Origin of the sequence: Microbacterium sp. Root1433D1 (assembly GCF_001426835.1) — a bacterium.
Classification (GTDB): domain Bacteria; phylum Actinomycetota; class Actinomycetes; order Actinomycetales; family Microbacteriaceae; genus Microbacterium; species Microbacterium maritypicum.
In genome coordinates this window covers 329,738-350,127 of the sequence record NZ_LMFN01000002.1, presented here as the reverse complement: position 1 = coordinate 350,127, position 20,390 = coordinate 329,738, and the positions used below count along the sequence as shown (strand labels likewise).

The 20,390-nt window shown below is 68.8% G+C and carries 16 protein-coding genes and 1 tRNA gene; 10 read left to right on the top strand and 7 right to left on the bottom strand.

Features of this window, described 5'->3' with window-relative positions; genetic code table 11:
- Positions 1-155 precede the first annotated feature (155 nt).
- The 6 genes from tkt to pgl are packed head-to-tail and all read left to right on the top strand — an operon-like array spanning position 156 to position 8,269.
- Positions 156-2,267, top strand: coding sequence for a transketolase (gene tkt / locus ASD13_RS07575; RefSeq protein ID WP_055869143.1), 2,112 nt, complete (start codon positions 156-158; stop codon positions 2,265-2,267).
- Entirely contained in the window at positions 2,264-3,376 is a 1,113-nt protein-coding gene (gene tal / locus ASD13_RS07570; RefSeq protein ID WP_055867735.1) for a transaldolase, read from the top strand. The genes tkt and tal overlap by 4 nt, the downstream gene beginning before the upstream one ends.
- Positions 3,373-4,980: a glucose-6-phosphate isomerase gene (locus ASD13_RS07565; RefSeq protein WP_055867732.1), complete on the top strand. Its 1,608-nt coding sequence runs from the start codon at positions 3,373-3,375 to the stop codon at positions 4,978-4,980. Before tal ends, ASD13_RS07565 begins: the two co-directional genes overlap by 4 nt.
- A gap of 21 nt (positions 4,981-5,001) precedes the next feature.
- On the top strand, positions 5,002-6,552 hold the full coding sequence (gene zwf, locus ASD13_RS07560) for a glucose-6-phosphate dehydrogenase (protein ID WP_055867729.1): 1,551 nt from the start codon (positions 5,002-5,004) through the stop codon (positions 6,550-6,552).
- Positions 6,549-7,484 (top strand): glucose-6-phosphate dehydrogenase assembly protein OpcA, encoded by a 936-nt coding sequence (locus ASD13_RS07555; protein WP_055867726.1) that lies wholly within the window; start codon positions 6,549-6,551, stop codon positions 7,482-7,484. The genes zwf and ASD13_RS07555 overlap by 4 nt, the downstream gene beginning before the upstream one ends.
- 5 nt (positions 7,485-7,489) lie before the next feature.
- Positions 7,490-8,269 carry a 6-phosphogluconolactonase gene (gene pgl / locus ASD13_RS07550; protein ID WP_031206051.1) on the top strand — a complete coding sequence of 260 codons (780 nt, stop codon included), beginning with the start codon at positions 7,490-7,492 and terminating at the stop codon, positions 8,267-8,269.
- A 38-nt stretch (positions 8,270-8,307) separates the two neighbouring features.
- On the opposite strand, the gene ASD13_RS07545 is transcribed toward pgl, so the two are convergent.
- Positions 8,308-9,402 (bottom strand): DMT family transporter, encoded by a 1,095-nt coding sequence (locus tag ASD13_RS07545; RefSeq protein ID WP_055869142.1) that lies wholly within the window; start codon positions 9,400-9,402, stop codon positions 8,308-8,310.
- A gap of 61 nt (positions 9,403-9,463) precedes the next feature.
- On the opposite strand from ASD13_RS07545, the gene def reads away from it, so the two are divergent.
- Together def and ASD13_RS07535 are read left to right on the top strand one after the other, a co-directional pair.
- Positions 9,464-10,030 (top strand): peptide deformylase, encoded by a 567-nt coding sequence (def, locus tag ASD13_RS07540; RefSeq protein WP_082524191.1) that lies wholly within the window; start codon positions 9,464-9,466, stop codon positions 10,028-10,030.
- Between the two features lie 129 nt (positions 10,031-10,159).
- Positions 10,160-10,666, top strand: a complete 507-nt coding sequence (locus tag ASD13_RS07535) for a septum formation family protein (RefSeq protein WP_235562496.1) — start codon at positions 10,160-10,162, stop codon at positions 10,664-10,666.
- Positions 10,667-10,727: 61 nt separating this feature from the next.
- Here the strand turns inward: ASD13_RS07535 and ASD13_RS07530 are convergent, their stop codons facing one another.
- Entirely contained in the window at positions 10,728-12,146 is a 1,419-nt protein-coding gene (locus ASD13_RS07530; RefSeq protein ID WP_055867717.1) for a PucR family transcriptional regulator, read from the bottom strand.
- Between the two features lie 114 nt (positions 12,147-12,260).
- Between ASD13_RS07530 and ASD13_RS07525 the strand changes: the two genes are divergently transcribed.
- Complete coding sequence (locus ASD13_RS07525) at positions 12,261-13,358, top strand: alcohol dehydrogenase catalytic domain-containing protein (protein WP_055867714.1); 1,098 nt, start codon at positions 12,261-12,263, stop codon at positions 13,356-13,358.
- Positions 13,359-13,410: 52 nt separating this feature from the next.
- The gene (locus tag ASD13_RS07520; protein ID WP_055867711.1) at positions 13,411-14,847 is read left to right on the top strand and encodes an APC family permease; all 1,437 of its coding nucleotides are present in this window, start codon (positions 13,411-13,413) and stop codon (positions 14,845-14,847) included.
- Positions 14,848-14,968: 121 nt separating this feature from the next.
- Here the strand turns inward: ASD13_RS07520 and ASD13_RS07515 are convergent.
- The 5 genes from ASD13_RS07515 to dusB all read right to left on the bottom strand — a co-directional run bounded on the left by ASD13_RS07515 (position 14,969) and on the right by dusB (position 20,340).
- Positions 14,969-15,044, bottom strand: a tRNA-Asn gene (locus tag ASD13_RS07515).
- A 97-nt stretch (positions 15,045-15,141) separates the two neighbouring features.
- The gene (locus ASD13_RS07510) at positions 15,142-15,915 is read right to left on the bottom strand and encodes an ATP-binding cassette domain-containing protein (protein ID WP_017830385.1); all 774 of its coding nucleotides are present in this window, start codon (positions 15,913-15,915) and stop codon (positions 15,142-15,144) included.
- A 36-nt stretch (positions 15,916-15,951) separates the two neighbouring features.
- The gene (dnaG, locus tag ASD13_RS07505; protein WP_055867709.1) at positions 15,952-17,811 is read right to left on the bottom strand and encodes a DNA primase; all 1,860 of its coding nucleotides are present in this window, start codon (positions 17,809-17,811) and stop codon (positions 15,952-15,954) included.
- Positions 17,811-19,196, bottom strand: a complete 1,386-nt coding sequence (locus ASD13_RS07500) for a deoxyguanosinetriphosphate triphosphohydrolase (RefSeq protein ID WP_055867706.1) — start codon at positions 19,194-19,196, stop codon at positions 17,811-17,813. Before ASD13_RS07500 ends, dnaG begins: the two co-directional genes overlap by 1 nt.
- On the bottom strand, positions 19,186-20,340 hold the full coding sequence (gene dusB / locus ASD13_RS07495; RefSeq protein WP_055867704.1) for a tRNA dihydrouridine synthase DusB: 1,155 nt from the start codon (positions 20,338-20,340) through the stop codon (positions 19,186-19,188). Before dusB ends, ASD13_RS07500 begins: the two co-directional genes overlap by 11 nt.
- Between the last annotated feature and the right edge of the window lie 50 nt (positions 20,341-20,390).

Genomic DNA, 20,390 nt, shown 5'->3' with positions numbered 1-20,390 from the left:
ATGACGTGTTCCGGCTCGCGGGCCCGCGTAGCGCAAGTCACCTCACCGCTATGCTGAAACCACTCGCGCGCCCGGCGATGTGCACACCTCTCCGTGATGATGCGGATGCGCCAGGGAATACGGGCGCCCTCGAAACTGTCGGAAAGGGCATGAACGTGTCGGAATTGCAGTGGGATGAGATCGATCGGCGCGCGGTGGACACCGCACGAATCCTGGCGGCCGATGCCGTGGAGAAGGTCGGTAACGGTCACCCCGGCACAGCCATGAGCCTCGCTCCGGCGGCATATCTCCTGTACCAGCGCGTGCTGCGCCACGACCCGAACGATGTGGACTGGCTCGGTCGCGACCGCTTCATCCTCTCTGCCGGCCACTCCTCCCTCACCCAGTACGTCGAGCTCTACCTCGGCGGCTTCGGGCTCGAGCTCGACGATCTGAAGGCACTGCGCACCTGGGGCTCGCTGACACCGGGCCACCCGGAGTACGGCCACACCAAGGGCGTCGAGATCACCACCGGTCCGCTCGGACAGGGCCTCGCCTCGGCCGTGGGCTTCGCCTACGCCGCCCGTTACGAGCGCGGTCTCTTCGACCCCGAGGCCGCGGCGGGAACCAGCCCGTTCGACCACTTCGTGTACGTGATCGCCGGAGACGGCGACCTGCAGGAGGGCGTGACCAGCGAGGCCTCCTCGCTCGCAGGCCACCAGCAGCTCGGCAACCTGATCGCGATCTACGACTCGAACCAGATCTCCATCGAGGACGACACGAACGTCGCCTTCACCGAGGATGTCGCGAAGCGCTACGAGTCCTACGGCTGGCAGGTGCAAGTCGTCGACTGGAAGAAGACCGGCGAGTACGTCGAAGACGTCGCCGAGTTGCACGCCGCCATCGAGGCCGCCAAGGGCGAGACCGCCAAGCCCTCGCTCATCATCCTCAAGACGATCATCGGCTGGCCGTCGCCCGGCAAGCAGAACTCCGGCAAGATCCACGGCTCCGCTCTCGGCGCCGAAGAGCTGGCCGCCACGAAGAAGGTCCTCGGGTTCGACCCCGAGCAGAGCTTCGTCGTCGCCGATGACGTGATCGCGCACACCCGCGGACTCGCGGCCCGCGCCGCCGAAGCCCGTGCCGCATGGCAGGAGTCGTTCGACGCCTGGGCCGCGGCGAACCCCGAGAAGAAGGCGCTGCTCGACCGCCTCGAAGCACACCAGCTCCCCGACGACATCACGAGCGCGCTGCCCGTGTTCGAGGCGGGTAAGGAAGTCTCGACCCGCGCGGCATCCGGCCAGGTCATCAACGCCCTCGCCGCTGAGCTCCCCGAGCTGTGGGGCGGTTCGGCAGACCTCGCCGAGTCGAACCTCACGACGATCAAGGGCGCGCCCTCGTTCATCCCCGCGGAGTGGTCGACCCACGAGTGGTCGGGCAACCCCTACGGCCGGGTGCTGCACTTCGGCATCCGCGAGCACGCCATGGGCGCGATCATCAACGGCATCGTGCTGCACGGACCCACCCGCGCGTTCGGCGGCACCTTCCTCATCTTCAGCGATTACATGCGCCCGCCCGTCCGTCTCGCCGCGCTCATGAACGTGCCGAGCATCTTCGTCTGGACGCACGACTCGGTCGCCCTCGGTGAGGACGGCCCCACCCACCAGCCGATCGAGCAGCTGGCGACGCTCCGCGCGATCCCGAACTTCACGGTCGTGCGACCTGCGGACGCGAACGAGACGGCCGCCACGTGGCTGGAGATCCTCCGTCGCCACGAAGGACCGGCAGGCATCGCGCTGACGCGTCAGAACATCCCGGTGTTCGCGCGTGGCGAGGGCGCGGCATCGGGCGACACGTTCGCCTCGGCGGACAACGCGGCCAAGGGCGCCTACGTGCTCGCCGAAGCGCCGAACGGCACGCCGGACGTCATCATCGTGGCCACGGGCTCCGAGGTGCAGCTGGCGGTCAACGCCCGTGAGGCACTGGCCGCCGAAGGCGTGAACGTGCGCGTCGTCTCCGCCCCGTCGCTGGAGTGGTTCGACGAGCAGGACGCGGAGTACCGCGAGAGCGTGCTGCCGGCCTCCGTCACCGCCCGCGTCTCCGTCGAGGCGGGCTCGGTGCTCAGCTGGCGCGGCATCGTGGGCGACCGCGGCCGCTCGGTCGGCATCGACCACTTCGGCGCCTCCGCCGACTACAAGACCCTCTTCGAGAAGTTCGGCATCACCACCGAGGCCGTCATCGCGGCCGCCCGCGAGACCATCGCGGCCAACAGCACCAAGGAGAACGCATGAGCACCCCCACCGCACAGCTCGCCGCCGCCGGCGTCAGCATCTGGCTCGACGACCTCTCCCGCACGCGCATCGCCTCGGGCAACCTGGCCGATCTGATCTCGTCGCGCAACGTCGTGGGTGTCACGACCAACCCGACGATCTTCGCGAATGCGATCACCGACAAGAACGACACGTCGTACGACGCACAGGTCACCGAGCTCGCCGCCTCGGGCGCGACGGCGGAGGAAGCGGTCTTCGCCGCCACCACGCAGGACGTCGCGGCAGCCCTCGACGTGTTCCGCCCCGTCTGGGAAGCCTCGAACCACGTCGACGGCCGCGTCTCGATCGAGGTCTCCCCCGACCTCGCGCACGACACCGCCGGCACGGTCGCGCAGGCCAAGGAGCTGTGGGCCAAGGTCGACCGCCCGAACCTGCTCGTCAAGATCCCCGCGACCAAGGCCGGCCTTCCGGCCATCGCCGAGGCGATCGGGGCGGGGATCAGCGTCAACGTCACGCTGATCTTCAGCCTGGAACGCTACGCCGAGGTCATCGAGGCCTACCTCACCGGTCTCGAGACGGCGAAGGCCGCAGGCATCGACCTGTCGACCATCCACTCCGTCGCCTCGTTCTTCGTGTCGCGTGTCGACACCGAGACCGACAAGCGCCTCACCGCGATCGGCACGGATGCCGCCGAAGCGCTCAAGAGCAAGGCCGGTCTGGCCAACGCACGCCTCGCCTACGAGCTGTTCGAGAAGACCTTCGCCGGCGACCGCGCCACGGCGCTGCTCGACTCCGGTGCGAACCTGCAGCGTCCGCTGTGGGCGTCGACCGGTGTCAAGGACCCGGCCCTTCCCGACACCCTGTACGTCACCGAGCTCGTCGCCCAGGGCGTGGTCAACACGATGCCCGAGAAGACGCTCGAGGCGACGTTCGACCACGGCGTCGTCACGGGCGACACGATCACGGGCGGCTACGAAGAGGCACGAGCCGTGTTCGCCGGCCTCGCCGAGGTCGGGATCGACTTCGCCGATGTCACCCAGGTGCTGGAGGACGAGGGCGTCGCGAAGTTCATCGACTCCTGGCACGACCTGCTGACGCAGGTCGCCGAGGGTCTGGAGTCGCAGCGATGACGTTCTCGATCCACACGTCCGGTGCAGCACGCGCCGCGATCGATGAGACGGTGCCCAGCCTCGTCCACGATCTGGTCGCCTCTCGCATCACCGGCGGGGACGCGACGCTCTGGGGGCCGGCCGCCGAGGCTGAGGCATCCGTCCGGCTCGGATGGGTGGAAGCCGTGTCGATCTCGCGTCCGCTGGTCGCCGAGATCGTCGCGCTGCGCGCCGACCTCAACGCCAAGGGCGTCACGCGCGTCGTGCTCGCGGGCATGGGCGGATCATCGCTTGCCCCCGAGGTCATCGCGCAGACCGCCGGAGTGCCGCTGACCATCCTCGACTCGACGGCTCCGGGCCAGGTGCTCGCCGCTCTCGACGAGGGCCTCGCCGACACGGCGCTGGTGGTCTCCTCGAAGTCCGGCTCCACGGTCGAGACCGACTCGCAGCGTCGCACCTTCGAAGCGGCGTTCCGCGACCTCGGCATCGACCCCGTCGAGCGCATCGTCGTCGTCACTGATCCCGGCTCTCCGCTCGATGTCTCGGCCCGCGAGGCGGGATACCGCGTCTTCAACGCGGACCCCAACGTCGGCGGACGCTACTCGGCGCTTACCGCCTTCGGCCTCGTGCCGTCGGGGCTCGCCGGTGTCGACATCGACGAGCTGCTGAACGAGGCCGAGGCCTCGCTTCTGGAGGTCGCCGTCGACTCGGCAGACAACCCCGCCCTTCGTCTGGGCGCGGCGATCGCGGCGACGACACCCCGCCGCGACAAGCTCGGCCTCATCACCGACGGCACGCACATCAAGGGCCTCCCGGACTGGATCGAGCAGCTGATCGCCGAGTCCACCGGCAAGGAGGGCACCGGAATCCTCCCGGTCGTCCTGCTCCCGGTCTCCCCCGAGCTCGACCCCGTGCCCGCCGACCTGCAGATCGTGCGGCTGGTCGACGACGCCAACGAGTTCCACCTGCACGAGCGTCACGAGGGCGAGATCCTCGTCAGCGGGACGCTGGGCGCTCAGCTCATCGTGTGGGAGTACGCGACGGCGATCGCCGGTCACCTGCTCCACATCAACCCGTTCGATCAGCCCGATGTCGAATCGGCCAAGATCGCCGCGCGCGGGCTCCTCGACGCACGCCCGGAGCCGACGGCTCCCGCGTTCATCGAGAACGGCGTCGAGGTGCGGGTGTCCGACCCGGCTCTCGCCACCTCCGGCAGCGTCGAGGGCGTGCTCGATGCGCTCTGGGCCCAGCTCCCGGCAGACGGATACGTGTCGATCCAGGCCTACGTCAACCGTCTCGAGGTGCCGCAGCTCCAGGGCCTGCGCGAACTCGTCGCGGCGGACTCCGGACGACCCACGACCTTCGGATGGGGACCGCGGTTCCTGCACTCGACCGGCCAGTACCACAAGGGCGGGCCCGCGCAGGGCGTGTTCCTGCAGATCCTCGAGCGCACCGAGGTCGACCTCGAGATCCCGGACCGTCCGTTCACCTTCGGACAGCTCATCCAGGCGCAGGCCGCCGGTGACGCCGCCGTACTCGCCGAGCACGGCCGCCCCGTCGTGACGCTGACGATCACCGAGTCCTCCGACGACGTGCTCGCCCTCTTCGAAGCCGCACAGAAGTAACAGCAGGAGAATCCCCCACCGATGTCTGTTCCCATCTCGCGCGGGCACAACCCGCTGCGTGACCCCGATGACCGCCGTCTCAACAGGATCGCCGGGCCCAGCGCCCTCGTGATCTTCGGCGTCACCGGAGACCTCTCACGCAAGAAGCTGATGCCCGCGGTCTACGACCTCGCCAATCGCGGACTGCTCCCGCCCGGGTTCGCCCTGGTCGGATTCGCCCGCCGGGACTGGGAGGACCAGGACTTCGCGCAGGTCGTCTACGACGCCGTCAAGGAGCACGCGCGCACACCGTTCCGCGAGGAGACCTGGACCCAGCTGCTGCAGGGCATCCGCTTCGTCTCGGGCGAGTTCGACAATCCGGACTCCTTCCGCAAGCTCCGCGAGACCATCGAGAAGCTCGACGTCGAACGGGGGACGATGGGCAACCACGCGTTCTACCTGTCGATCCCGCCGAAGGACTTCCCGCTGGTGGCGAAGCAGCTCAAGGAGTCCGGTCTCGTCGGCGAGAACAGCGACGACGACGAGCGCTGGCGTCGCGTCGTGATCGAGAAGCCCTTCGGCCATGACCTCGAGTCGGCGCGGGCGCTCAATGCCGCGCTCGAGGTTGCCTTCCCGGCCGACTCGATCTTCCGCATCGACCACTACCTCGGCAAGGAGACGGTCCAGAACATCCTGGCGCTGCGCTTCGCGAACGAGCTGTACGAGCCGATCTGGAACCGCAACTACGTCGACCACTTGCAGATCACGATGGCCGAGGACATCGGCGTCGGCGGACGCGCGGGTTACTACGACGGCATCGGTGCGGCCCGTGACGTGATCCAGAACCACCTGCTGCAGCTGTTGGCTCTCACCGCGATGGAAGAGCCGATCAGCCTCTCGGCTGAGCACCTGCGCGCCGAGAAGGAGAAGGTGCTCGCGGCGGTGCACGTCCCGGACGATCTCTCCCTCGCGACCGCTCGCGGTCAGTACGCGGGCGGCTGGCAGGGTGGCGAGAAGGTCACCGGCTTCCTGGAAGAAGAGGGGATGAACCCCGAGTCGACCACGGAGACGTACGCCGCGATCAAGCTCGAGATCGACACGCGCCGGTGGGCGGACGTGCCGTTCTACCTGCGCACGGGCAAGCGTCTCGGACGCCGTGTGACCGAGATCGCCGTCGTCTTCAAGCGTGCGCCTCAGCACCTCTTCGGGCGCGGAAACGCCTCGGAGCTCGGGCAGAACGCCCTCGTCATCCGCGTCCAGCCGGATGAGGGCGTCACGATCCGCTTCGGGTCGAAGGTTCCCGGCAGCGGCACGAACGTGCGCGACGTGACGATGGACTTCGGATACGGCCACGCCTTCACCGAGGCGAGCCCCGAGGCCTACGAGCGTCTGATCCTCGATGTCCTCCTGGGCGATCCGCCGCTGTTCCCGCGGCACGAGGAGGTCGAGCTCTCCTGGAAGATCCTCGACCCCGTGGAGAAGTACTGGGCAGCCGAAGGCGGCCCGGTCGAGCAGTACGCGCCCGGCTCATGGGGACCGTCATCCGCTGACGACCTGCTGGCCCGCGATGGACGAGTCTGGAGACGCCCGTGATCATCGACCTTCCCGACACCACCGTCAGCCAGGTCGCGAAGCAGCTGGTCAAGGTCCGCGAAGAGGGTGGAGCCGTCGCCCTCGGCCGCGTGCTCACGCTCGTGATCGCTGCGCGCAACGGCGTCGCAGAAGCGGCTATCGATGCCGCGAACGACGCCTCACGAGAGCACCCGATGCGGGTCATCGTCATCACAACAGGTGAGGGCGAGTCACGCCTGGACGCGCAGATCCGCGTCGGTGGAGATGCCGGCGCCAGCGAAGTCGTGGTCCTTCGCGCCTTCGGAGACGCCGCCAGCAACGAGGAGAGCCTGATCACCGGCCTCCTGCTGCCCGATGCTCCCGTGGTCGCCTGGTGGCCGGAGGCGGCCCCCGTGGCGCCTGCGCAGTCACCGCTCGGCAAGATCGCGCAGCGACGCATCACCGATGCCGCCACCGCGAACGACGTCCGCGACCGGCTCGCGCTCCTGGGCGAGACCCACGCCCCCGGCGACACCGATCTGTCGTGGACGCGTCTGACCCACTGGCGCGAGCAGCTCGCCGCTGTGCTCGACCAGCCGCCGTACGAGCAGATCACCGGCGTCGAGGTGCGCGGAGCCGCGGCCTCCCCGTCGACCGCGCTGCTGGCCGCCTGGCTGCAGATGGCGCTCGATGTTCCGGTGCGCTGGTCCTACGAAGACCCCGAGCACTGGGCGGAGGGCATCAAGTCGGTGCGCCTGACACGCGAGTCCGGCGACATCCTCCTGGAGCGCCCGACTCCCGGCGTCGCCGTGCTCACGCAGCCGGGACAGCCGAACCACGACCTGCACCTGCCGCGACGCACTCTGCGCGAGTGCCTCGCAGAGGAGCTGCGTCGACTCGACCCGGACGTCCTGTACGGTCGAGTCATCACCGAGGGCTGGGAGAAGCTGGGTCCGCCCGAGACAGGAGAGTGACGTCGATGACGACATCGTCCGCAGAGAAGCGGGTCGTGGTGGAAGCCACGCCCGCAGCCCTCGCCACCCGAGTGGCCGACCGGTTCCTGACACGGGTGCGCGCGCGCACACGCAACGGGCGGATCGCGCACATCGCCCTCACGGGCGGTTCGATGGGCGGTGCGGTGCTGCGTGCGGCGTCCGAGCACCCGCGAGCGGCGGAGATCGACTGGTCGCTCGTGCACTTCTGGTGGGGTGACGAGAGATTCGTGCCGCGCGACGACGTCGATCGCAACTCGCTGCAGTCCCGACAGGCTCTCCTCGACCACATCCCTGTGCCCCAGGAGAACGTGCACGAGGTCGCCGGCCCTGACACCGGCTTGACCCTCGACGAGTCCGCGGCGGCGTACGCGGCGGACCTGGCGCGGTTCGGTACCGACGAGCATCCGTGGCCCTCTTTCGCCGTGTGCTTCCTCGGGGTCGGCCCCGACGGGCACATCGCCTCCCTCTTCCCGGATCGGGAGGAGGTCACTGTGACGGATGCCGCAGTCCTCGCCGTCCGCAACTCGCCGAAGCCGCCGCCCGAGCGTGTCACGCTGACCCGCCCGGTGCTCAACTCTTCGAAGCGGGTCTGGCTCGTGATGACGGGCGCCGACAAGGCTTCGGCTCTCGGCCTCGCTCTCGCGGGGGCGAGCTACTCGAGCGTGCCCGCCGCCGGCGCCAAGGGGCGCAAGCGCACGGTGTTCTTCGTGGATGAAGCCGCGGCCTCCGAGGTCTCGGTCGACCTGATCGATCAGGCCTACTGAGTCGGCGCCGCCACGCGCGGCCGCTCAGTTCGCTGTCGCTAGGGTCGCTCTGACGAACCGTCGTGCCACGGCGGCGTCTGCGGACGTCCCGAGCCGTCCGAGTGCTCCGGAGCATTCGTCGCGGCGGGCTGCGACGAGGAAGCCTCTCCAGGGCCGCCCTGCGAGGATCCACCTGGCGTGCTGCCTCGCTGGATTCCCAGATCCTGGCTGTCGCTGAGCACCTGAGGGTGGTAGCGGGCGAGCCCGACCACGCCCCAAACGGCGATCCCTCCGGCGACGGCGAAGATCACGAGCACCCACCACGGAGCCGCAGAGGCTTCGCCCAGCACGACCATTCCGATGAGCACGGCGACGAGAGGGTCGACGACCGTGAGCCCGGCGATCACGAGGTCGGGCGGACCCGAGCTGTACGCGGTCTGCACGAAGTATGCGCCGACAGCGGCCGCCGAGACGAGGGCGAGCACGCAGATCCCGGTGATCCATTCGAACTGACCGGCCTCGATGCGCTTGATGACGACCTTGGCCAAGGTGGCGACGAACCCGTAGAGGATTCCCGCGCCGATCACGTAGAACAGGGCGCGCATCCGGCGGCGCAGGATCAGCCAGCAGGCGCCGAGGACGATGATGACTACGAGCAGGAGCGCCAGGATCGTGAAGAGCTCACGGTCGGTGACCTCCTGCTCGGTCGCGTAGATCGCCGCGAAGAACACGAAGAGGAAGATGCCACCGACGCAGCACACGATGGCGGTCAGCGACTGCCGCGTCGGCGAGTGGCCGGAGATCCGCGCGTTGAGCAAGGTCGTGATCACGAGGGCGATCGCCCCGAGCGGCTGGACGACGATCAGCGGCGCCTGCACGAGGGCGGCGAGCTGACAGACCACGGCGAGTCCGAGCATCAGCGTGCCGATGAGCCATGACGGACGGGTCAGGAGGCGCTTGAGCTGATCGAGACTCAGGCCCGAGGCGCCGTTGGCACCGCTGAGGCGTTCGACCTTCTCGACGCCGCGGTGCTGGTACTGGGCGCCGAGGGACATGAAGACGGCGCCTGCGAGAGCGAGCGGGATGCCGAGCAGCAGCCCCGGGTTCTGGAACGCGCCGACGAGCTGATCGCCGACGTCCTCGACCGCGTTCATCCACACCCCAGCATTCACAGTACGACCCTACCTGGCGAGTGCCGCCGACTAGGGTTGTGACGTGGCTGTACTTCCGATTCGCATCATGGGCGACCCCGTCCTGCACTCCCCCGCTTCCCCCGTCGACGAGATCACCGACGACGTCCGCGCCCTCGTCGCCGACATGTTCGAGACGATGGACACCGCCCCAGGGGTCGGTCTCGCCGCTCCGCAGGTCGGAGTGCCCCTGCGCATCTACACGTACGCCTATGTCGATGACGACGACCACCCCTGGCGCGGCGTTCTCATCAATCCCACTCTCTGGATGGTGCCGCTCGAACCGGGTGAACCCGACCCGGATCTCGAATCCGAGGGTTGCCTCTCGTTCCCCGGCGAGCGGTTCCCGCTGCGCCGGTCGGAGCGCGTCCACGTCACGGCCACCGACCTGGAAGGGCAGCCGGTCTCGATCGATGTCGACGGGTGGCGTGCCCGCATCATGCAGCACGAGTTCGATCACCTCGACGGCATCCTGTACGTCGATCGCCTGTCGGACAGCGACTGGAAGACCGCGCAGAAGATCGCCCGAAAGCGCGGGTGGGGACGCCCCGGCGCGAGTTGGATGCCCGGCGTCGACGACCTCGAAGGCTGAGCGCTCCCAGCCGAACCACAGCATCCTTCGAGTTGCGTCACAGACTCGCCGGGGGTTAGCGTGTTCGCGGCGGGGGCTTTTCGCATGCCTCCGCATCACGCTTCGGAGGGGAAACAGATCATGATGAAGATGCGCACTCGACGCGCCCTGATGCTCGCAGGATCGGCAGTGGCGCTCTCGGTCGCCCTCAGCGGGTGCAGCGCTCTCAACGGCATTCTCGGCGGCGGTTCCGGCGACGCCAACCGCGACGAGGAGAGCGGCCAGGTCACGGAGAGCTCGAACGTCGGCGTCTTCTCGGTGAAGCTGGGCGACTGCATGCTCGACACCGGTTCCGGCACGATGACCGAAGCCAACATCCTCCCCTGCACCGACCCGCACGACCAGGAGGTGTACTACGAGATCACGATGCCGGATGGCGAGTTCTCCGACACCGACATCGACGCGGCGACGCAGGAGTGCATCGGAGACGCGTACACGACGTTCGTGGGCGTGGCCTACCAGGACTCCGCATTCGATGTCACGACGCTCGTTCCCACCAAGGACTCGTGGGAGCGGAACAACGATCGCGTGATCCAGTGCATCGTCTTCGACCCGGCTGGGCAGACCACGGGTTCGCTGGCCGGCGCCGCGCGCTGATCCACCGTCTCAGAAGAGGGCCCCGCCATCCGGCGGGGCCCTCTTCGTCGTTCCGAGGGGTTCAGCCGTCCGACGCACGCAGCGCGAGCCAGGCGGCCACACGATCATCAGGATCCGACAGCGAGAGACCGATCAGGTCCTCGATCCGTCTGATCCGCGCGGCCAACGTCTGCCGGTGGATCCGCAACCGCGTAGCGCTCTCACCCCAGGCGCTGTTCGTGGAGAGGAAGACGCGCAGGGTCTCGATGAGCTCGGGTTGCTGCTCGACGCCGCGCAATGGATCCAGAAGCCGACTGATCCGCTGCGTCTGGTCCGCATCCAACTGTCCGAGCACGAACGACACCGTCGGGATCGATGCGTAGCGGACGACGCGCTCCCCACCCGCACGAGCCGTCTCGCAGGCCTGTCGGGCCTCGTCGACACTGCGGGCGAGCGCATCCGTCGTGGCCGGGCGCCCGAGTCCGAGATAGAGCGTCGAGGCGAAGGCCTGCGCCCGATGCGCGATCTCCTGCGCATGATCCTCGCGCACGACGCCGCGGATGAGTCCTCGTTGCGCGGCGAAGACATGCTCGGCCCCGAGTTCGTCGAGCCACAGCGCGAGCAGGTGCTCGACGTCCACTCCGCTCGTGCGTGAGGCCAGCGCGAACCCCACGAGGCTCGGCTCGTGCACGCCCCAGCGTCGGAGAAGCCGTGTCGCCTTCTCCCCTCCCTCCAGCACGGTCTCCAGCATCATGGATCGGCCCAGGCGTTCGAGGTGGCTGCTGTCCCGGGTGCGCATCAGGAGATCGAGCAACGCTGCGGCCTGAGAGCTGAGTTCCCTCCCTCGACCGGAGCTGTCGTTGCGCGGCGCGGTGACCAGCTGCGCGGTGATGTCCTGCCCCGGACCGACAGGATGCACCTGAAGCGCGCGGTGGCGCACCCGCACGGGGCGGCCGACGGCGACCGCGATCGCATCGTCGATGTGCAGGCTCCCCGCGCCTGCGGTCGTGATCACCTCTCCGTGGCGGTCGAGGAGCACCGCCCATCCGTCGATCCGGTGCGCGAGTTCGGCGATGACGCCGGTGATCCCGCTGCGTCGAGCGGCGAGCGTGAGCACCCGCATCGCCGAGGTGATCGCTCTCGCCTCGGCCGCCTGGTCGACGGCGAGCAGGGTCGTCAGCGTCGGCATCAGCAGCTCGTGCGACGTGCCCGCTCGGACGATAGCGGTGACGCCGCCCTCCTCGAGCATGCGCCGGACCGCTGGCGTGTCCGCGCCGGTGACCACGACCACGTCCCGGAGGAGGGTGAGCCGGTCCGCATCGTCGGCGAGTTCGTCCCACTGCGCGGCGTCGACGACGACGAGAGTGGCGAACAGGCGGTCTGTCGGAGCGCCGAAGGACTCGAGAGCGACGACCGAGTTCACATGCCGGGCACTCGACACCCCGCCATGCAGCAGCTCGCCTTGGAGGTATCGCGCCACGGAGGCGACATCACGAGCCACACCTTGATCATACAAAGTGTGAACGGGTGGCACCCCATCCACATATTTGTCGGATGCCCGACGGTCAGCACTCTCCTAGCATCGTCGGCATCCCCTCTCCACCCGAAGGATGTCATGAAAGCTGTAGTCTTCCGCGATCCCCAGTCACCGATCGAGTTCGTCGACGTCGACCTCGCACCCCCGCGCGCGGGTGAGGTGCGCGTGCGCATCGCCGCTGCCGGCGTGTGCCACTCCGATCTGCACGTCAAGCGCGGCGAGTGGGATGCCGCCGCTCCCCTGGTCATGGGCCACGAAGGCTCCGGCGTGGTCACCGAACTCGGCGAAGGTGTCACGACCCTCGCTGTCGGCGATCACGTCGTCCTGAGCTGGGTACCGCCGTGCGGTGAGTGCCGCTACTGCCGAGCCGGTCACGAGGCCCGGTGCCAGAAGGTCGCCACGGTCGTCGCTCCCCTCGGAGTGCTGTTCGACGGCACGTCCCGCCTCAGCCGTGACGGTGAACCGCTGCACCACTACCTCGGCGTCTCCTCGTTCGCGGAGGAGGTCGTGGTTCCCGCATCCGGTGCGGTCAAGGTCCGAGACGACGCCCCGCTCGACGTCGTCGCCGTCGTCGGCTGCGCCGTGGCCACCGGCGTCGGCGCGGTGCTCAACACAGCCGCCGTCGAGCCCGGCTCCACCGTCGTCGTCATCGGTTGCGGCGGCGTCGGACTCAACGTCGTCCAGGGCGCACGACTCGCCGGCGCCGAGCGCATCGTCGCGATCGATGTGCGTCCCGAGAAGACCCAGATGGCGCTGCAGTTCGGTGCGACCGACCGTATCGACGCGTCGCAGGGTGACGCCGTCGCCCAGCTGCGTGAGCTCATCCCCGACGGCGTCGACTACGCGTTCGACGCGATCGGTCGCACGTCCACAACCGAGCAGTCGATCCAGATGCTCGGTCTCGGCGGCGCCGCCGTCATCGTCGGGCTTCCTCCCACGGGCGCCCGCGCATCGTTCGAGCCCCTCGTCCTGGCCGAGGCCGATCAGCGCATCCTCGGCTCGAACTACGGCTCCGTGCGCCCCTCGATCGACGTTCCCGCTCTCGTCGACCGATACATGGACGGCCAGCTCAAGATCGATCCCCTGATCTCGGGGCGGCGCCCGCTGTCCGAAGCCGCCGCCGCGCTCGACGACCTCGAGGCCGGATCCGCGCTTCGCACGCTCCTCATCCCCTGACCGCCCTCGGCGGACCCCACCCCCACCCCTGAAACCCGAATCCAGGAGAACCATGTCAGACACCGTCGTCGCCCCGCCTGGCGCACCCAAGGATGCCGGTCTTCGCACCGGCGTCATGAGCGGACCCGAACTCGCCGCCCAGGCCATCGCCAACATCGCCCCCAGCGCCGTCATCGCCTTCACCGCAGCGGCGATCTTCCTCGGTGCGGGTAACGGCACCATCTACGCCTTCGCTCTCGCAACCATCGTCATCCTGTGCGTGGGCTACTGCGTGGTGGTGTTCGCCCGCAAGCACGCCTCGGCCGGGTCCCTCTACACCTACGTCTCGAAGGGACTCGGCCCGTTCGGCGCGTTCCTCGCCGGCGTCACGCTGCTGATCGGCTGCTTCGGCATCGCCGCGGCCTCGCTCAGCGGATCCGTCAGCTACATGGCGCAGTTCCTGAGCATGCTCGGCCTCCCGGCACAGGGACTCGGCTGGGACATCGGTCTCGCCATCGTGCTCGGCGGCCTGGCGACGCTGTTCACCATCCGCGGCATCCGCCTGTCCGCCCGCGTCTCGCTCGTCCTCGAGCTCGTCTCGGTCGGGATCATCCTCGTGCTGCTGATCGCCGCTCTGGTCTGGGCCGGCCCGGCCGCGTGGGACCCCGCGCAGGTGCTCGCCACCGGTTCGTCGTTCCAGGGCGTCGCCTCCGGCATGGTGCTCGGCATCCTCGGCTTCGTGGGCTTCTCCTCGGCCGACGCGCTCGGTCGTGAGGCCAAGGAGCCGTACAAGGCCATCCCCCGCGCGATCATGTGGAGCGCGCTCGGCGTGGGTGTGCTGTACGTCTTCGCCGCGTACACGCAGATCACCGTGCTCGGGGACGATCTGGCCACCTCGTCCAGTCCTCTGGAGAGCATGTCGGCCCTGATCGGCATGCCGGGCTGGTTCGCCGCCGTGCTCACGTTCGGCGTCTCCGCGTCGTTCTTCGCCGTGGTCGTCGCCCCGCTCAACGTGATCGGACGCATCGTCTACGTGATGGGCAAGGAGGGCGTCGTCGCGGAGCGGTTCGGACGCACGCACGAGCAGCATCTGACGCCGCACCGCGTGCTCATCATCGCCGGCGCTGCGGCCGTCGCGGTCGACATCGTGCTGCTGGTCTCGGGCGCCGCGACCGGAGAGATCCTCGTCTGGGTCAACACCTGGGGCACCTACGGCTACATGGTGGCCTACGCCCTCGTCGCGATCGCCTGCGTCGTCTACACGCAGCGGGCGAAGATGCGCAACGGCCTCGTGAAGGCGTGCGCGACCGTCGCCGTCGTCACGATGGGGTACGTGTTCTTCGCGAACGTCTGGCCGGTGCCGGCATTCCCCTACAACGTGATCCCGTACGTGTTCCTGGCGACGGTGGCCCTGGCCCTCACGCGATACGCCTACCTGGCGCGTCGTCGCCCCGATGTCATCGCCCGCATCGGCAACACCGAGACGAGTGCGATGGAGGGCGTCGGCTGATCCTCTCTCGCCGCCGTGCAGAAGAGCCCCTTCCATCGAAGGGGCTCTTCTGCGTCCAGTCCATTGCTCGACTTCACGGGGAAACGAGAGAAGCCCCCTCCGTGGAGGGGGCTTCTCTCGTTGGCTCCCCGGCTTGGACTCGAACCAAGAACCTGCCGGTTAACAGCCGGCTGCTCTGCCAATTGAGCTACCGAGGAATGTGCACCGCTGAGCGGGCAACTCGACAAGCTTAGCAAACTCCGGGAGGTGTTCACGACACCGAGGCGCCGTTCGGGAATGCCGGGCGTGTCGGACTCAGTGCCGCGAATCCGACTCCGCGTTCGGCACCCAGAGCAGATCCTTGCCCACGCCACGGGCGACCACGTGCCCACTGCGGAGCATCAACGTCTCGGCATTCAGCTCGCGGATGAAGTCGGCGTCGTTGGTCACCAGGAGAGCGGCCATCGACTGCTCCTTGCGGCGACGGGTGATCGCATCGAAGACGACCGGCCGCACCTCGAGGTCGAGGTTCGCGAGCACCTCGTCGGCGATGAGCACCTTCGGCTCCAGGACAAAGGAGCGGGCGATCGCCACACGCTGACGCATGCCGGCACTGAGCTCATAGGGGAACTTCGCCGCCGTGCCGAGGGGCAGGTGCAGCTCGTCCAACAGCGTCGCCACACGGATCGAGAGCGCCTTCGTGTTCACCCGACGTTCGCGGATGAGGATCGGCTCCGCGATCACCTCATTCACGGTGAGCCGCGGCGGCAGGTCGGCGCCCGCCCCCTGCGGTACGAATCCGGTGCGATAGGTGAGGATCCGGTGCTTGCGGCCAGGCCGGCGCACATCGACGCCGCATACCTGGGCCCGTCCTCCGACGACCTTGACCGAGGGATCGGTGGAGCCGGCGAGGGCGGCGACCAGCGTCGACTTGCCGGAGCCGGTGGGCCCAGCGACGCAGATCAGACCGCCGGGCGCGAGCGAGAAGGTGACGCCGTCGACGGCACGCGTCGGCATCCCGTGGCCGATGCGGTCGATCACCAGATCAGAGCAATCGATCGCGTTCGTGGATTCGGGCCTGCGGGACATGACTCCATCCTGCCCTCTGCGCGATGCCGGTCGGGGTTACGACTCGGCGAAGCGCTGACGCTCCGCATCGATGTCGCGCAACCGCATCCGCAGCGCGCGGCCTCCGTCGGAATCCGCGGGCACTCGCTGCACCGCGCCGAGGAGCTCCTGCTTCTCGCGCTCGAGCTGACGGAGCACGAGTCGACGGGTGAGGTCGGCCACGGTGGCGACGGCTCGCTCTTCGTCGCGGGCGGGGAACGGCGTCATCAGCAGCTCCCCCGCGAGCGAACGGTAGGGCTCACGGACGCTGTTCACCGCCTCGGTCACCCACCCGGCTCTGGTGCGGTCGGGGGCGGCGGCGACGGCCTCGCGCACGGCGTCGAGACCGGGGGTCCGGAACGGCGCCTCCAACGCCCTGTTGAGGAGGGCCTGATCGACCTGATGGCCGTACTGCAGGGCGCCCATCAGCGCGTCGCGTTCGACGGCGACGTCGGGGCTGCGCGGCAGGCTCGACAGAGTGACCGGAGCGACGACGGGAGCACCCGTCACCGCATCCGTCAGCGGAGCCTCCCGACGCACCTGCTGCGGAGTCGACGCGCCGCGTGCCGCGCGTTCGACCTCGCTGCGCACCTCAGTGGGATCCATCCCGAGCCGGCGCGCCAGCACCCGCTCGTATCCCGGGCGAAGAAGCTGGTCGCGGATCTCGGCCACGATGGGCGCGGCCGCACGCAGCGCGCCGACCCGCCCCTCGACGGTGGAGAGGTCGAAGCCGCCGAGCTTGCGGTCGATCGCGAACTCGAACATCGGCTGCTTCGCGTCCATCAGCCCGCGCACGGCCGCATCTCCGCGCTGGAGTCGCAGGTCGCACGGATCCATGCCGTCAGGGGCGACGGCGACGAAAGTCTGCGCGTTGAACCTGTCGTCCTCCGTGAATGCACGCAGGGCCGCCTTCTGTCCCGCCTCGTCTCCGTCGAAGGTGAAGACGACCTCGCCCGAGGCGTTGTCGTCGCCCATCACCCGGCGCAGCACCTTGATGTGCTCGGTGCCGAACGCCGTGCCGCAGGTGGCGATCGCGGTCGTGAGACCCGCGAGGTGGCAGGCCATCACATCGGTGTACCCCTCGACCACGACGACACGGCGAGGATCCCCGCGAGCGATGTCGCGCTTGGCGAGGTCGAGCCCGTAGAGCACCTGGGCCTTCTTGTAGATCGGCGTCTCGGGGGTGTTCAGGTACTTCGGCCCCTGGTCGTCGTCGAACAGTTTGCGCGCGCCGAAACCGATGGTCTGTCCCGACACGTCCCGGATCGGCCACACCAGCCGCCCGCGGAAGCGGTCGTACACGCCGCGCTGTCCCGTCGAGACGAGACCCGCGTTGCTGAGTTCCTCGCGCGTGAATCCCTGCGCGGTGAGGGCCTTGAGCATCCCGTCCCACCCGCGCGGGGCGAAGCCGACTCCGAAATGCGCGGCAGCACCCGCATCGAACCCGCGCTCGCCCAGGAAGCGACGCCCGGCCTCGGCATCGGGGGTGAGCAGTTGCGCACGGAAGAACTCCGCCGCCGCGGTGTTGGCCGCGTACAGACGGCTGCGACCGCTGGTCTCGGGAGCCGCTCCCCCGTCTTCGTAATGCAGCGTGTATCCGATACGCCCGGCGAGACGCTCCACGGCCTCGGTGAAGCTGACGTGGTCCATCTCCCGCAGGAACGAGTAGACGTCGCCGGATTCCCCGCAGCCGAAGCAGTGGTAGTACCCCACCTGCTGGCGCACATGGAAGCTCGGGCTCTTCTCGTCGTGGAAGGGACACAGTCCCTTGAGGGATCCGACCCCGGCCGATCTGAGAGCCACACGCTCACCGATGATGTCGGCGATGTTCGTCCGCGCCTTCACCTCGTCGACGTCGGCCTGCAGGATCCGCGGCATCAGTGCGCCCCTTCGACCACGGGCAGCCGCTCGGCGTGCGCCTGCGCGCCCGGACGGGGGTGACGCGGAGTCCAGATCCCGACCTCGGCCGGATCGATCTCGCCGACGAGCCGGTTGTGCCAATCGATCGCGCTCTGGTCGGTGAGGCTCGCGATCTGATCCACCACGACCCTGGCGCGCTCGGCGTCGTTCTGCGCGGCGACGAAGTCGGCCGCGAATGCAGGCTCGAGCACATCGGAGCCCGCGGACCACAGCGCGTCGGTCGACCAGAGGGCGTCGGCGAGCCGCTTGAGCACGCGTCGCTGCTCCTTGTAGACGCCCTTGCGGGCTTCGATCGTGACGATCGCCTGGCCCATGATGCCCTTGAGGACCGCGATCTCCACCTCGATCACGCGTGGCACGACGACGTGGGCGTTGTAGCGCACCAGGGCGGTCGAGCCGTACGCCTCCTTCGTGGCGGAGACCGAGGCACGGGCGAAACGTCCGATCAGGTCGCTCGTCAGGTTCTTGAGTCGGGCGAGTGCCTGACGGGAGCGGTCGAACGACGACAGCCACATCGGCTGCGATGCCAGGCGGTACAGAGCATCGGCGAGCTCGTCGCGCGTGAAGTCGTAGCCCACCCACTGCTGGATGCGTCCGACGAGGGCATCGTGCTGGCGCGGATCGGCGAGCTGGGCGACGTCGACGTAGCCGTTGACGATCGCATCCTCGAAGTCGTGGACCGAGTAGGCGATGTCGTCGGAGAGGTCCATGATCTCGGCCTCGATGCAGCGCAGACGCCCCGGTGCCCCCTCGCGCATCCAGCGGAAGACCGCCTCGTCCTCGGGGTAGACGCCGAACTTCAGGCGACCACCCGGGTCCGGAACCGGGCTGTCGACCGTCCACGGGTACTTGCACGTGGCGTCGAGACTGGCGCGGGTGAGGTTCAGTCCGACCGAGCGGTCATCGTCGTCGAGGACCTTCGCCTCGAGTCGGGAGAGGATGCGCAAGGACTGCGCATTCCCCTCGAACCCTCCGATGGGCTCGGCCCATTCGTTGAGCGCCCGCTCGCCGTTGTGGCCGAAGGGAGGGTGACCCAGGTCGTGGCTGAGGCACGCGGTGTCGACGACATCGGCCGAGACGCCGAGGGCGACCGCGAGCTCACGCCCGACCTGTGCGACCTCCAGGGAATGCGTCAGGCGGTTGCGCGCGAAGTCGGCTGTACTGGCGGGGCTGAGCACCTGCGTCTTCGCGGCGAGCCGGCGCAGCGCTGCGGAATGCAGCACCCGCGCGCGGTCGCGGGCGAAGTCGTTGCGCTCGGAACGGTGGGTCTCGGCGAAGAAGCGCTCGGCGTCGCGCGCGTCATAGCCGTCGGCGCGCAGGCCGACCTGGGGATCAACCACCACTGTTCTCGATCTCCGCTCCACGCATCATCTCGGAGGCCGACGATGCGAGCTCCCGAGACTCCAACCACTTGTCGGGCAGCGCCGTGCGCTTGGGGTGACCTGACCGACCGCGCTGGCCCTCGGCATCCGCGCCCGGGTACGGCGCGGTGTGGTCGAGGCGCCCGAGGAAGTCGTCGATCTCCGCGAGGCTGGACGCGGTGGCGAGCCCCGTGCGGATGTCGCCGCCGACCGGATACCCCTTGAAGTACCAGGACACGTGCTTGCGCACGTCGCGGCACCCGCGGTCCTCATCCTCGAAGAACTCGACGAGAAGCTCTGCGTGACGCCGGAAGGCGTTCGCGACGAATCCGAGCGTGGCATCGACGGTCTTGCCCTCGCCGCCGAAAGCCGTCGCCAGCTCGCCGAACAGCCACGGGCGTCCGAGGCAGCCGCGTCCGACCACGACGCCGTCGCAGTCGGTCTGGGCCATCATGCGCACCGCGTCGTCGGCCGACCAGATGTCGCCGTTGCCCAGCACAGGAATGCTCGTGACGGCCTGCTTGAGCTCGCCGATGGCATTCCAGTCGGCGAAGCCGGAGTAGAACTCGCTCGCGGTGCGGGCGTGGAGGGCGACCGCAGCCGCACCGGCATCTTCGGCCGCGCGCCCGGCGTCGAGGAACGTCAGGTGATCGCGGTCGATGCCCTTGCGCATCTTCACCGTGAGCGGCACGTCACCTGCGGCCTTGACGGCCTGGTCGACGATGTCGGCGAACAGCTTCGATTTCCAGGGCAGCGCCGCTCCCCCGCCGCGGCGGGTGACCTTCGGCACCGGGCACCCGAAGTTGAGGTCGATGTGGTCAGCGTGATCCTCGGCCACGATGATGCGCACCGCCTCGGCGATGGTCTTCGGGTCGACGCCGTAGAGCTGGATCGACCGCGGCGTCTCCGACTCGTGATGGCGGATCAGCCGCATCGTGGTCTCGTTGCGCTCGACCAGGGCACGCGAGGTGATCATCTCGCTCACATAGAGCCCGGCGCCGTACTCACGGCACAGACGCCGGAAGGCGGTGTTGGTGATCCCCGCCATGGGGGCGAGGACGACCGGCACGTCGAGATCGATCGGACCGATGCGAAGGGGGCGGGCGGGGGCGGTGGCGAGAGTCATGTCCCCTCCATTCTCCCAGACGCAGAGCCACGAGGGATGCTGCGATCTAA